At 64.4% G+C, this 13,198-nt stretch carries 17 protein-coding genes; 13 read left to right on the plus strand and 4 right to left on the minus strand.

From position 1 onward, the window contains the following. Positions 1-39: 39 nt before the first annotated feature. On the minus strand, positions 40-204 hold the full coding sequence (locus V1479_RS01210) for a peptide ABC transporter permease (protein ID WP_173188776.1): 165 nt from the start codon (positions 202-204) through the stop codon (positions 40-42). A gap of 147 nt (positions 205-351) precedes the next feature. On the opposite strand from V1479_RS01210, the gene V1479_RS01215 reads away from it, so the two are divergent. From V1479_RS01215 to V1479_RS01225, 3 genes are all read left to right on the plus strand, one after another. Continuing rightward, positions 352-483 carry a hypothetical protein gene (locus V1479_RS01215; protein WP_368801309.1) on the plus strand — a complete coding sequence of 44 codons (132 nt, stop codon included), beginning with the start codon at positions 352-354 and terminating at the stop codon, positions 481-483. Between the two features lie 157 nt (positions 484-640). Then, entirely contained in the window at positions 641-1,675 is a 1,035-nt protein-coding gene (locus V1479_RS01220; protein ID WP_173188774.1) for an aspartate-semialdehyde dehydrogenase, read from the plus strand. A gap of 103 nt (positions 1,676-1,778) precedes the next feature. Then, positions 1,779-2,129, plus strand: coding sequence for a GNAT family N-acetyltransferase (locus V1479_RS01225; RefSeq protein ID WP_368801310.1), 351 nt, complete (start codon positions 1,779-1,781; stop codon positions 2,127-2,129). A 79-nt stretch (positions 2,130-2,208) separates the two neighbouring features. Here V1479_RS01225 and V1479_RS01230 read toward each other — a convergent pair whose 3' ends face one another. The 3 genes from V1479_RS01230 to V1479_RS01240 form a co-directional block, all read right to left on the minus strand. Then, positions 2,209-2,385: a hypothetical protein gene (locus tag V1479_RS01230; protein ID WP_368801311.1), complete on the minus strand. Its 177-nt coding sequence runs from the start codon at positions 2,383-2,385 to the stop codon at positions 2,209-2,211. A 76-nt stretch (positions 2,386-2,461) separates the two neighbouring features. Next, positions 2,462-3,535 carry a TraB/GumN family protein gene (locus V1479_RS01235; RefSeq protein WP_368801312.1) on the minus strand — a complete coding sequence of 358 codons (1,074 nt, stop codon included), beginning with the start codon at positions 3,533-3,535 and terminating at the stop codon, positions 2,462-2,464. A 110-nt stretch (positions 3,536-3,645) separates the two neighbouring features. Beyond that, the gene (locus V1479_RS01240) at positions 3,646-4,584 is read right to left on the minus strand and encodes a tyrosine recombinase XerC (RefSeq protein WP_368801313.1); all 939 of its coding nucleotides are present in this window, start codon (positions 4,582-4,584) and stop codon (positions 3,646-3,648) included. Positions 4,585-4,717: 133 nt separating this feature from the next. Between V1479_RS01240 and rimM the strand changes: the two genes are divergently transcribed. From rimM to leuC, 10 genes are all read left to right on the plus strand, one after another. Then, positions 4,718-5,248 (plus strand): ribosome maturation factor RimM, encoded by a 531-nt coding sequence (gene rimM, locus V1479_RS01245; protein WP_368801314.1) that lies wholly within the window; start codon positions 4,718-4,720, stop codon positions 5,246-5,248. After that, entirely contained in the window at positions 5,245-5,955 is a 711-nt protein-coding gene (gene trmD, locus V1479_RS01250; RefSeq protein WP_368801315.1) for a tRNA (guanosine(37)-N1)-methyltransferase TrmD, read from the plus strand. The genes rimM and trmD overlap by 4 nt, the downstream gene beginning before the upstream one ends. Continuing rightward, on the plus strand, positions 5,952-6,326 hold the full coding sequence (locus tag V1479_RS01255) for a DUF4260 family protein (RefSeq protein ID WP_368801316.1): 375 nt from the start codon (positions 5,952-5,954) through the stop codon (positions 6,324-6,326). Before trmD ends, V1479_RS01255 begins: the two co-directional genes overlap by 4 nt. 176 nt (positions 6,327-6,502) lie before the next feature. After that, entirely contained in the window at positions 6,503-7,036 is a 534-nt protein-coding gene (rplS, locus tag V1479_RS01260) for a 50S ribosomal protein L19 (RefSeq protein WP_368801317.1), read from the plus strand. Positions 7,037-7,253: 217 nt separating this feature from the next. Continuing rightward, positions 7,254-8,618, plus strand: coding sequence for a dicarboxylate/amino acid:cation symporter (locus tag V1479_RS01265; protein ID WP_368801318.1), 1,365 nt, complete (start codon positions 7,254-7,256; stop codon positions 8,616-8,618). A 113-nt stretch (positions 8,619-8,731) separates the two neighbouring features. Beyond that, on the plus strand, positions 8,732-9,529 hold the full coding sequence (locus tag V1479_RS01270; RefSeq protein ID WP_368801319.1) for a transporter substrate-binding domain-containing protein: 798 nt from the start codon (positions 8,732-8,734) through the stop codon (positions 9,527-9,529). Next, positions 9,526-10,341, plus strand: coding sequence for an amino acid ABC transporter permease (locus tag V1479_RS01275; RefSeq protein ID WP_368801320.1), 816 nt, complete (start codon positions 9,526-9,528; stop codon positions 10,339-10,341). The genes V1479_RS01270 and V1479_RS01275 overlap by 4 nt, the downstream gene beginning before the upstream one ends. After that, the gene (locus V1479_RS01280) at positions 10,338-10,967 is read left to right on the plus strand and encodes a class I SAM-dependent DNA methyltransferase (RefSeq protein WP_368801321.1); all 630 of its coding nucleotides are present in this window, start codon (positions 10,338-10,340) and stop codon (positions 10,965-10,967) included. The genes V1479_RS01275 and V1479_RS01280 overlap by 4 nt, the downstream gene beginning before the upstream one ends. Positions 10,968-11,035: 68 nt before the next feature. After that, complete coding sequence (locus V1479_RS01285) at positions 11,036-11,548, plus strand: MgtC/SapB family protein (RefSeq protein ID WP_368801322.1); 513 nt, start codon at positions 11,036-11,038, stop codon at positions 11,546-11,548. A gap of 236 nt (positions 11,549-11,784) precedes the next feature. Further along, the gene (gene leuC, locus V1479_RS01290; protein ID WP_368801323.1) at positions 11,785-13,194 is read left to right on the plus strand and encodes a 3-isopropylmalate dehydratase large subunit; all 1,410 of its coding nucleotides are present in this window, start codon (positions 11,785-11,787) and stop codon (positions 13,192-13,194) included. The last annotated feature ends 4 nt before the right edge of the window (positions 13,195-13,198 follow it).

The raw sequence follows: 13,198 nt of genomic DNA on the forward strand, positions 1-13,198 counted from the left end.
CCGGCAGTGAAAAATGGTCCTCGACGCCGGCGCCACGGCTTATGGCGTCGGCACGCAGGCCGAGACGGCTAACAGCACCGCCAGCAACACGCAGCCGGCAAGTCCGGCGATGAAGATCGCCTTCCGCATCGGTGTACGCAGGACGATCTCGCCCTGACGTGCATCACGGCCCGAAAACTCCTTCTGGCGCTTGAGCTCTGACATGGGTCGGCTCCTTTTTCTTGATAATCGGCGCGTCCTTCTGAAGTTCCAACGCAATGCCCGCGAACAGGCCGCGATGAAGCCGGCATCGCTGTCATTGACTCTTTACCGGAAGCGCGTAAAAGGCGGGCGCGAACCGGGACAAACGCGATGCGCGGCCTTTTGACGGCATATCTGGCATTCTTCTCCGACGGCGGCCTTCTTTCCGCTGCCGGCAGCGATGCCGCACGCGCGCGTTTCACCAAAACCATGGCCAAAACGACGACCGCGAAAACGGTCTGACGTCTCTCGGCCTGCTCGCCCTCTCTCCCCGGGTCCGGCCCGAGGGGCGACCCGCCGACGGTGGGTTCTTTCCAAAACCAGCGGAGAGCTTGAGCACGATCCTGCGGATGAAATCCGCTTCTCTTGCAGGACCATGCACTCAACAGGAGCAACGGGAATGGGTTTCAAGATTGCAGTCGCCGGCGCCACGGGCAATGTCGGGCGCGAAATGCTCAACATCCTGGAGGAGCGCGGCTTCCCCGCCGATGAGGTCGTGGCGCTTGCCTCGCGCCGCTCGGTCGGCACTGAAGTCTCTTATGGCGACCGCACGCTGAAGGTGAAGGACCTCTCCACCTACGACTTCTCCGACACGGACATCTGCCTGATGTCGGCAGGCGGCAACGTCTCCAAGGAGTGGTCTCCGAAGATCGGCCGCCAGGGTTGCGTCGTTATCGACAACTCGTCCGCCTGGCGCTACGACGCGGAGGTGCCGCTGATCGTGCCGGAAGTGAACCCGGATGCGATCGAGGGCTTTTCGAAGAAGAACATCATCGCCAACCCGAACTGCTCGACCGCCCAGCTCGTCGTTGCGCTGAAGCCGCTGCACGATCACGCGAAGATCCGCCGCGTCGTGGTCGCCACCTATCAGTCAGTTTCCGGTGCCGGCAAGGAAGGCATGGACGAGCTCTTCACCCAGACCCGCGCCGTCTTCGTCGCCGATCCGGTCGAGGCCAAGAAGTTCACCAAGCGCATCGCCTTCAACGTCATTCCCCACATTGACGTCTTCATGGAAGACGGCCAGACCAAGGAAGAGTGGAAGGTCACCGCCGAGACCAAGAAGATGCTCGACCCGAAGATCAAGGTCACCTGCACGGCCGTGCGCGTACCGGTCTTCATCGGCCATTCCGAAGCCGTCAACATCGAGTTCGAGAACCCGATCACCGCCGACGAGGCGCGTGAGATCCTGCGCGAAGCTCCCGGCTGTCTGGTCATCGACAAGCGCGAGGACGGCGGCTACATCACCCCGCTCGAATCGGCAGGCGAGGATGCGACCTACATCTCCCGCATCCGCGAGGACCAGACCGTCGAGAACGGCCTCAACATGTGGGTCGTCTCCGACAATCTGCGCAAGGGTGCTGCGCTCAACACCGTGCAGATCGCCGAGCTGCTGGTCGCGCGCGGACTGATCCAGCCGAAGAAGCAGGCCGCCTGAATTGACATCGGCCAATGTTGTCCTGCGCCCGGCGGTCACGTCGGACGCGGACAACATAGCCAGGGTCATGCGGGCAAGCCTCGGCTCGTTACCATGGATGCCCATGCTGCACACGCCCGATGAAGACCTGGCCTTCATCAGCGGCCGCGTACTCCCCAACCAGACCGTGACGGTCGCCGAGGCCAAGGGCCGTATCGTCGGCTTCATTGCCGTCGAAGGCGAATGGATCGAGCAGCTTTATCTCGATCCGGACTGGACCGGGCACAGCATCGGCAGCCGCCTTCTTGCCCTCGCGACGGCTAACATGCCGGTCTCCAGGCTTCACTGCTTTCAGGCCAATGACGGCGCGCGCCGCTTCTGCGAGCGGCACGGTTTTCGGGCCGAAGCCTTCGGCGACGGCTTCGGAAATGAGGAAGGGCTGCCCGACATCACATATGTGCACCGCGGCACCTGATATGTGAAAACCCGCCCCACAGGCTGCGGGGCGGGCAAAAGGAACATTCACAGGGTTTCGAGAAAGAGGCCTCCCCGGCCTACTTCTCTTTCTTGACCGTCGTTGCGTCCGCCGGGGTCGACATCGATCCCGACGAGATACTGGCGACCGTCAGCTTGGTGTCCGTCGAAGCGGTTGTATCGCGCTTCATCGGGCAGGCGGCCGCGACCGAAACGGAAAGTCCAAGAGCGGCTGCGAGCGTCAAGGCTGTCTTCATGGTGCGTATCCTCTGCTTCGATACGCCCACACGCTAGCAAGGCGACCCGGTTGCCGCCAAATCACGATTGCCGTGATCACTGCACCGCGCTGACCGTGTAGCCGGCCTCGCGCAGGAGCGAGACGAGGCCGTCGTCGCCGGGCAGGTGCAGCGCGCCCACGGCGATGAACGCGCCGCCGGCATCGATGAGCGGCGCGGCGCGTGCGGCCATCGTGTCGTTGCGGGCGGTGATCATGGCCTCCTCGAATGCCGCGAACCCGGCCTCGGACTGTTCGTCCGAAGGCAGCACCGCCCGGAAGAACGGCCAGAACATGCCGGTCTCGCCGTCAAGATAGAGCACGATCATCGTTTCGATGACGTCGTCGATCCGCTCTCCCAGCGCCAGCGTATCCACCAGCCCGCGCATGTGGAACTCCATCGGCAGCGAGGCCATTGCGCCCAGTTGGTCGACGATCGTCTCAAGTCCCTCCAGCGCCTTGCCGTCGGCCTGAGCGCGCTCGGCGAGCTCGATGTCGAGAACTTTCGCGCCGGATGCCTTGCGCGCCAGCTCGCATGCCGGCAGCGCAACCATCGAGGCAATCATCCACGGCTTCATCTTCTGCACGCTGGCCGGTGGTATGCCCCGCTGGTTGAGCGCGGCTTCCGCCGCCGCTCTGTCCTCCTCCGACAGCAGCGAGAACAGCGTCGTGTCGTCGGTGAACATCATCAGTTCCGGCTGTGCGGCCATCGCCGCCATCATCTTCGACTGATCGAGGATTTCCGTGGTTTCGATGACCACGGTCCTGGAGGCCTCGAGCGCAGCCTCCGCATCGTCGCTCAACCGAACCACCCGCGGGTCCGACATGTGCATCGTACCGAACAGATAGGAGGGCTCGACGCCATCCTTCTCGATCCGCCACAACACCGCGTCGCCGTTCGCCACGCCGTCCGCTTCCGCCCGTATCTGCTCGAGCTTTGCCGGATCGTCCTGCTTCATCGCTGCGATCAGGTCGCGGCCGGTGCATGCCGCGGCGTCATCCCGCGCATTCGCCTGCGTGGCAGCGAACAGCAGTGTCGCGAAGAATGCGGTCAGGAAAAGAAGGTTGAACGCCGCGATCAGTCTCAGCGACAGATCTGCAGCGCGCTCGGTTATGGCAGTGGCGGGTTTCATGGCCGGAATCTCGCAGACAAGTGCGGCCAAACCGTTAAGCCAATCGGAAAAATTGCTGGCGTGCATCCGTCGAGGCTCGCTCCGCTCGCACCTCAAAAATCGCGCAACCTCTACGCCCGTGGGTGGGCCGAATCATAGATGTCAAGCAGCCTCGCTGTATCGACCCCGGTGTAGATCTGCGTCGTCGACAGGCTGGCATGGCCGAGCAGTTCCTGGATGGTGCGCAGGTCGCCGCCGCGCGCGAGCAGATGCGTCGCGAACGAATGCCGCAGCGCATGCGGCGTCGCCGTGTCCGGCAGGTTCAGCGCGGTGCGCAGCTTCTGCATCTCGCGCTGGATGATGGCCGGCTGCAACGCACCGCCGCGTGCGCCGCGAAAAAGCGGCGCGTCCGGCCCGAGATGATACGGGCAAAGCCGCCGGTATTCGGCAATGGCCCTCAGCGCCACCGGAAGCACCGGCACCAGTCGCGTCTTGCCGCCCTTACCGATGACGCGCAGCACGGTCTCGCTGGCATCGCCAAGCGCTGCACCCGGCAGCCCGAGCGCTTCCGAGATGCGTAATCCGCACCCGTAGAGCAGCGTCAGTACCGCCGCATTGCGCGCCGCGATCCATGGCTCTTCCGCCAGCTGCTCGCCTGCGGAAACCACGCGCTTGGCGTCGACAGCCGTTAGCGGTTTGGGCAGCGATTTCGGCTGCTTCGGCGCCCGCATGGCGGCCGCGCCGGCGGCGTTTGCCAGCCCGCGCCGCTCGAGGAAGCGCAGGAAGGAACGGATGCCCGCCAGCCCCCGGCCCAGCGATCGTGCCCCCGCCCCACCGTTGCGGCGATGCGCCAGGAAAGCGCGCAGGTCGAAGGGCTTCAGCTCCGCGATGTCTGCAATGCCGGGCGCACCACCGCAATGCCCGGTCAGGAATTGCAGGAGCTGACGCGTATCGCGCTCATAGGCATCGACCGTCAAGGCCGAAAGCCGCCGCTCGGATACCAGCGAAGCAAGCCAGTCCTGACGTGCCTTCTGCAGGTCGGGACGCGCGGAGACGAGGAATTCTTCCATGAAGACCATCCTGCCGCATCGTGGTTAGCAGCGCGTGAATACCGGCCGACGCTTTCAAAGAAGACGGGAAGACAAACGCCGCACCTGCTTGCTCCGGATTGAATTGCGCCGGCCGCACCATTAGAGACGGGCGATGACACAGGATGAAAAATCCGTCCAGATGGCGGTGATCGGCGCGCCGCACGGCGTGAAGGGCGAGGTGCGGGTCAAGACCTTCACCGGCGACCCGTTGGCGCTGGGCGATTACGGCCCGCTGCGCGCGGCGGATGGAAGGATCTTCACCGTCGCGGCGATCCGACCGGCAAAGACCGTCGTCGTTGTCCGCTTCAAGGAGATCGCCAGCCGCGAGGCCGCGGAAGCCGTGACCGGCACCGAACTTTTCATCGACCGTTCCGCCCTGCCCGACGATCTCGATGACGATGAATTCTATCACGCCGACCTGATCGGCCTTGCCGTGCGCGACGAGACCGGCTCATCGATCGGCAAGGTCGCAGCGATCCAGAATTTCGGCGGCGGCGACATCGTCGAGGTCGCCCTTGCCGGCAGGCGAACCGTGATGATCCCCTTCACGCTCGCCGCGATCCCCGAAATCTCCGTGCGCGACGGCTTCATCCGCATCGACAGCGCCGGCGCGGGGCTGGTCGACGGGGATGACGGCGAATGAGCTTTTCGGCCACCGTGCTGACGCTCTATCCGGAGATGTTTCCCGGCGCGCTGGGCCATTCGCTGGCAGGCCGTGCGCTGGAGCGCGGCGACTGGTCGCTGGAAGCGGTGCAGATCCGCGACTTCGCCACCGACCGTCACCGCACCGTGGACGACACGCCGGCGGGCGGCGGCGCCGGCATGGTGTTGCGGGCCGACATTCTGGCGAAAGCCATCGATCATGCCACGCCCGATGGCGACCCCCGCCCCAAACTGCTGATGAGCCCGCGCGGAAAACCGCTGACCCAGGCGCGCGTCCGCGCGCTGGCGGCAGGCCCCGGCGCGGTGATCGTCTGCGGTCGCTTTGAGGGTGTGGACCAGCGCGTGATCGACGCACGCGACCTCGAGGAGGTGTCCATCGGCGACTACATCCTGTCGGGCGGCGAGCCGGCTGCCCTCGTGCTGCTCGACGCGGTGGTGCGCCTGCTTCCAGGCGTCATGGGCAACGATGCTTCAGGGGCCGAGGAAAGCTTTGAAAGCGGGCTACTCGAGCATCCGCACTACACCCGGCCGCAGGACTTCGAGGGCCGCTCAATTCCCGAGATTCTGACCTCCGGCAATCACGGACGCATCGCAGACTGGCGCCGCGGGGAAGCCGAGCGGCTGACGGCCGAGCGGCGGCCGGATCTTTTCGTTGCCCACCAAACGGAAAAGGGGTCGAAGAAGTGACCCTGTTCCTCCGCCTCGAACATGCCGCGCTTGCGCTTGCGGCGCTCGTCGCCTTCCATCTTACGGGCGGGAACTGGTGGCTGTTCGCCGCGCTGATCCTGGTTCCGGATCTCTCGATGGCCGGCTATCTCGGCGGACCCAGGGTGGGTGCCTGGTGCTACAATGCAGTGCACACCTGGCTCGCCCCGGCAGCGCTCTGGCTGATTGCACTGGCCGCGGGCGCGCCCCTTCTCGCGCAGATCGCGATCATCCTTGCCGCCCACATCGCCATCGACCGAGCGCTCGGCTACGGCCTGAAGCGCGAAAGCAGCTTTCAGGATACGCATCTGGGCCGGATCGGGCGAGCGAAGGACCACCGCCCTGCCAGTTGATTCAGCCTTGGATGTGGTGTATGTGCGCCCACGAAACGGCCGATGGCCGGGAATTTAACCAGAACACGTGAATTCGCTCCTGTCCCCTTCTCGATGGAGGGACACTTTCCGAGGCGGTACCGACTGCCGGTGAGACGAGCGCTCTGACGGTTCACAAGAACTAAGGAATCATTCCAATGGACATCATCCGTCAGCTCGAGGCCGAGCAGGCCGCCAAGATCGAGGAAAAGCGCAAGCTCCCCGAGTTCCAGCCCGGCGACACCGTTCGCGTACAGGTGCGCGTCACAGAAGGTTCGCGCACCCGCGTGCAGGCCTATGAAGGCGTCTGCATCGCCCGCTCCGGCTCGGGCTTCCAGGAAAGCTTCACCGTCCGCAAGATCTCCTACGGCGAAGGCGTGGAGCGCGTGTTCCCGGTTTACTCGCCGCTGGTCGAGGCTGTCGAAGTCGTGCGTCGCGGCAAGGTCCGCCGCGCCAAGCTCTATTACCTGCGCGATCGCCGCGGCAAGTCGGCCCGTATCGTCGAGAACACCGGCGTGCGCGCCCGCAAGCTGAACGATGCGGAGCGCGACGCGCTCGCCGCCGAAAAGGCGCGCATCGAGGCCGAGAAGGTGGCCGCGGCACAGGCGCTTGCTGCCGAGAAGGCTGCTGCCGATGCCGCTGAAAAGGCCGCCGCAGAGGCTGCCGAGAAGGAAAACAGCGCGGCCGAGTAAGCCCGCTCCACATTTCCTGAATTTTGATGATGGCGGCCACTGGCCGCCATTTTCATATGCACGGGGCCGATATTCGAACGAGAATGATTTTCCCACGGGATATTAGTGCGGAGAATTCGATTTCTATCTGCCACTCGTAACGAGGCGTATATCGAAACGAATTCCGGCTGCCATGCCCCGGATCTGGCTGCCGCCCAACCTTTCAAGGCAAATCGTGATGTCTCGTTCATCCTCTTCCGCTTCGGCCGCTCCCCGGCCGTTCTATTCCTCGTTCGGCTTTCAGGTGCTGGCAGCCATGGTGCTCGGCCTCGTGCTCGGCTTCATCGCCCGCTCGATGGGCCCGGACGCCGCCGGCGATCCCAACTGGCTCGCAGCGACGCTCTCCACCGTCGGCTCGATTTTTGTGCAGCTTCTGCGGGCCCTCGTGCCGCCGCTGATCTTTACGGCGATCGTGGCTTCAATCGGCAATCTGCGGCAGCTATCCAACGCCGCCGCACTTGTCTGGCAGACGCTCCTCTGGTTCGCGATCACCGCATTGATTGCGGTGCTGATAGGCATCGCGCTGGGCCTGTTCATCCAGCCCGGTCTCAACACCCAGGTGCTGGCAGAAGCCGCCAAGGAGCCCTCGACTACCGGCTCCTGGCTCGATTTCCTGAAGGGACTGGTGCCAGCCAACATCTTCGGCCTGCAGGCCTCGACGAGGATCACCGATGGCGGCGCCACCACCGCATTGGGCTTCAACGTTCTGCAGATCCTGGTGATCTCGATCGCGGTGGGTGCGGCTTCCCTACGCGTGGGTGACGCCGCCGAGCCGTTCCTCGCGTTCAACCGCTCACTGCTGGCGATCGTGCGCAAGGTGCTGTGGTGGGTCATCCGCCTGACGCCCATCGGCACGATCGGCCTGCTCGGCAACGCCGTCGCGCAATATGGCTGGCACACGCTGGCCCAGCTCGGCTGGTATGCGATGGCGATCTATATCGGTCTGGCTCTCGTCATCTTCGGCGTCTATCCGATCCTGCTGGCGCTGCACGGTCTCAACCCGGCGCGTTTCTTCGCCGGTGCCTGGCCGGCGATCCAGCTCGCTTTCGTATCGCGCTCCTCGGTCGGCACCATGCCGGTGACCGAGACGGTCACAGAAAAGGCCCTCGGCGTGCCGCGCGAATATGCGGCCTTCGCCGTCCCGCTCGGCGCGACCACCAAGATGGATGGCTGCGCGGCGATCTATCCGGCAATCTCGGCGATCTTCGTCGCCCAGTTCTACCAGCTCCCGCTCGGCATCGAGGATTACATCCTGATCGTGTTCGTGTCGGTCATCGGCTCCGCCGCCACCGCGGGCCTCACCGGCGCCACCGTGATGCTGACCCTGACGCTGTCGACGCTGGGCCTGCCGCTCGCCGGCGTCGGCCTTCTGCTTGCCATCGACCCGATTCTCGACATGGGCCGCACAGCGGTGAACGTCGCCGGCCAGGCCCTGGTGCCGACCATCGTCGCCAAGCGGCAGGGCATTCTCGACCAGCAACGCTACGACAATGCGGGCGACATCGACGTGCTCGATGTGGGCGCCCAGCCGAGCCCCGCCTGACGCCTGGCGACGCCTTGTCCGGTAACCGGCGTGGCGGGATCGAATCCCGCCACGCTTGGCAATCAGGGGTTGGGGAGTCTAGGTTTGCGGCGAAATCACCTCAGGAGACCCCGATGATCCGTCGCTTTGCCTCTTTCGCGGCCTTTGCCGCCACGGTTTTTGTCGCTGCAACCGCGCAGGCGCAGGACCTGCCCGACCTCGGCGGACGCACCGTCGTTATCGTCACCGAGAACGCCTACCCTCCGCTCCAGTTCGTCGATCCCAAGACGGGCGATGCCATCGGCTGGGAATACGATGCGCTGAAGGAGATGTCGCAGCGGCTCAACTTCGTCGTCGAGTACCAGAACACGAGCTGGGACGCGATGATCCAGTCGGTCTCCGATGGCCAGTACGACATGGGCATGACCGGCATCACCATCCGCGACGACCGCAGGGAGAAGGTCGACTTCTCCGATCCCTACATGCATTCCGAGATGCGCATGCTGGTGCGCGCCGACGAGGAACGCTTCGCCGACGAAAAGGCGTTTGGAGAAAACGACGACCTGCTGATCGCCGCCCAGCCCGGCACGACGCCGTTCTATGTCGCCGTCTATGACATCCTCGACGGCAACGAGGCCAATCCGCGCATCAAGCTGTTCGAGACCTTTGGCGCGACGGTTCAGGCCCTGCGCGCTGGTGACGTCGACCTCGTGATGACCGATGGCGTCGCCGCGCAAGGTTACGTCGATGCCTCGGACGGCGCGCTGAAGATCATCGGCGGCCCGCTCGGCTCGGAGGATTTCGGCTTCATCTTCCCGAAGGGCTCCGATCTGGTTGCGCCGATTAACGCCGCCATCGCCGCGATGGAGGCGGACGGTACGCTCGAAGCGCTGAACAAGAAGTGGTTCCTCGAATACAAGATGGGCGAGTGAGCGCAGCGCATCCGCCCGCGAGCCGGAAGGAGTTTCCCTACTGGCTCGCCGCCGCGATAGCGATAGCCATTGTCATCGCCATTTTCGTCGCGGCGAACGACCTTTATTCGCAGGTCTTCAGCATTGTCGTGCGCGGGCTCGGCATCACCGTCTTCGTTACGGTCATCGGGTTTGCACTCGCATCCGCGCTGGGCCTCGGCATCGCATTGATGGCCCTGTCGGAGTCGCGCGTCCTGCGACAGGCGGCCCGTTTCTATGTCGAGATCATCCGCGGCGTGCCCATCCTGGTACTGCTGTTCTGGATCGCCTTTGCCGGGGTGCCGGCATTCGTGGCGGGCTGGAACTGGGTGACGGCGCCGCTAACGCAGGCGGGCCTCATGGAGCCGCTGCTGGTGCGCGACATCTCGCTTCTGTGGCGCGCCGTCGTCGCGCTGACGATCGGCTATTCGGCGTTCATCTCGGAAGTGTTCCGCGCCGGCATCCAGTCGGTCGAGGCGGGACAGATCGAGGCCGCGAAGGCGCTTGGGCTTTCCCGCTTCCAGCGCTTCCGGTTGATCGTCATGCCACAGGCGCTACGTACCATCCTGCCGCCGCTCGGCAACGACTTCGTCGCCATGGTCAAGGATTCCTCGCTGGTCTCCGTCCTCGGCGTCGCCGACATCACGCAGATGGGCAAGGTCTATGCGGCCGGCTCGTTCCGCTTCTTCGAAACCTACTCGATCGTGGCTTATATCTATCTGTTGCTGACCGTCACCCTGTCGCTGGCCTTGCGCGCACTTGAACGCAAACTGAGAAAGGGAGCACACGAATGAGCCACGAGGAAAAGGCGCTCGATCGCGTTTATGCCGCCAAGTCGCCCCGGGAGCTTGAGCGAGCCTATGCCGATTGGGCCGCAGATTACGACCGCGACACGATTGCGCTCGGATACAGCCTGCCCTTCGTGATTGCCGGTTGGGTGGCCCGTCACGTGCCGCACGGCGATGGCCCGTTGCTGGATGCCGGCTGCGGAACGGGCCTGTCGGGGCCTTTTCTGAAAGCACTGGGCTATGACGATCTCGTCGGCCTCGACTACTCGCGCGAGATGCTCGATCTGGCCGGGCAACGCAACGCCTACCGCGAACTCAGGCAGGCGGAGTTAGGCACGACCCTGCCGTGGCCCGACGACCATTTCGCCGCCTTTCTCTCGAGTGGTGTGTTCACGGCGGGCCATGCGCCCGCGTCGAGTTTTGACGAGCTGGTTCGCATCACGCGCCCGGGCGGCCATGCGATCTTCACCGTGCGCGACCTGTTGCTGGAGGATGGCGGGTTCAGCGACGTATTCCGGCGGCTCGAAGATGCGGGGCGCTGGCGCAGAGTTGAAGAAAGCGAGCCCTTCCGTGCCTTCGTACTGGCCGAGCCGGAGGTGAAGGTGAAGGCGTTCGTGTTTGAAATCGGTTAGCCGGAACCCGTTCAATCGATCCGCGTTGAGGCAGACGGTGCAGAGGGCGCCGTTTACGAGGGTGTTTGATGCAGGACATACTGGATGACGTCGGCCACGCCACATGGCTGCCGTTCTCGGTTATCGCAGCGCGTCTGGTTTTAGCTGCCGTTCTGGGCGCAATCATCGGCTTCGAGCGCGAGTGGCGCAATCATCCCGCGGGACTTCGCACCCACATACTGGTCTCGATGGCAGCGGCATGCTTCACGATCATCGGCATCGAGATCGTCCATACCTCGCAGTTCGAGGATGACGGAGCGCGTCAGGATCCGCTGCGCCTGATCGAGGCCGTTACCGCCGGCGTCGCATTTCTCGCGGCGGGCACCATCATCTTCGCGCGCGGTCGCATCAAGGGGCTGACAACGGGCGCGGGCCTCTGGCTGGCTGGCGCCATAGGTCTGGCCGCCGGACTGGGGTTCTGGCAGATCGCCGGCTTCGCAACGGTGCTTGCGGTGGTCGTGCTCGGCGTCATGCACCCTTTGGAAAAGGCTGTCGTCGGCGAGGACGCGAGAAAGGCGGAAAAGCCGCCCGCCGGCGACTAGACCGTCCCAATTGCCGAGCCAACGAAACGCTGGTATGAGCTTGGCCATGGAAGAACTTTTCGGACATCCGGCCTATAAGGGCTTTGTGCTGCAGGACGTAAAGCGTCTGCCTGCACGATTCTTCGTCCGCATCACCGGCGCGACGCTCGCCCGCCTCGGCTGAGCATACGTTCCGAGTTCGGCCCCACAAGGGCCGCCCCAACTTCCATGGCTCCATATCGACGGATTGACGCAAAATGACCGCACCGCGCACACTCTACGACAAGATTTTCGACGAGCACGTCGTCGACCGGCAGGATGACGGCACCTGCCTGCTCTACATCGACCGCCATCTGGTTCATGAGGTGACCAGCCCGCAGGCCTTCGAGGGTCTGCGCATGGCCGGTCGCAAGGTTCGCCAGCCGGAAAAGACGCTCGCCGTGGTCGACCACAACGTGCCAACCTCGCCCGACCGCAAGAACGGCATCAAGAATGAGGAAAGCCGGATCCAGGTCGAGGCTCTGGCCAGGAACGCCGCAGACTTCGGCGTGGAATACTATGACGCCGCCGATATCAGGCAGGGCATCGTCCACATCATCGGGCCGGAGCAGGGTTTCACCCTTCCGGGCATGACCATCGTCTGCGGCGACAGCCATACCTCGACCCACGGCGCGTTCGGCGCGCTGGCCCACGGCATCGGCACGTCTGAGGTCGAGCATGTGCTGGCCACGCAGACGCTGATCCAGAAGAAGGCCAAGAACATGCTGGTTCGCGTCGACGGGCAATTGCCCGAAGGCGTGACGGCAAAGGACATCATCCTTGCCATCATCGGCGAGATCGGCACGGCCGGTGGCACCGGCTACGTGATCGAATATGCAGGCGAGGCGATCCGTGCGCTGTCGATGGAAGGCCGCATGACGATCTGCAACATGTCGATCGAGGGCGGCGCGCGAGCCGGCCTGATCGCGCCGGACGAAACGACATTCGCCTACGTCAAGGACAAGCCCCGCGCGCCGAAGGGCAAGGCTTGGGACATGGCGCTCGACTACTGGAAGACACTGAAGACCGACGAGGGCGCGCATTTCGACAAGGTGGTCGTACTCGACGCTGCCAACCTGCCGCCGATCGTCACCTGGGGTTCCTCGCCAGAGGACGTCGTGGCGATCACCGGCGAGGTTCCGGACCCGGCCGCGATCGCAGACGAGACCAAGCGCATCTCCAAGCAGCGCGCGCTCGACTATATGGGCCTGAAGCCGGGAACGAAGATGACCGACATTACGCTCGACCGCGTCTTCATCGGCTCGTGCACCAACGGTCGCATCGAGGATCTGCGCGCCGTCGCCAAGGTTGTCGAGGGCAAGAAGGTTGCGCCGACCGTGGACGCCATGATCGTGCCGGGCTCGGGTCTCGTGAAGGCACAGGCGGAGGCCGAGGGGCTGCACAGGATTTTCATCGAGGCGGGTTTCGACTGGCGCGAGCCGGGCTGCTCCATGTGCCTTGCCATGAACGACGACCGGCTGAAGCCGCATGAGCGCTGCGCATCGACCTCGAACCGCAATTTCGAGGGCCGGCAGGGCTTCAAGGGGCGCACGCATCTGGTCTCGCCGGCCATGGCTGCCGCGGCTGCGATCGCCGGCCATTTCGTCGACATTCGCGACTGGAACTGACCGC

It is taken from the genome of Neoaquamicrobium sediminum (assembly GCF_040970315.1).
Taxonomy (GTDB): domain Bacteria; phylum Pseudomonadota; class Alphaproteobacteria; order Rhizobiales; family Rhizobiaceae; genus Aerobium; species Aerobium sediminum.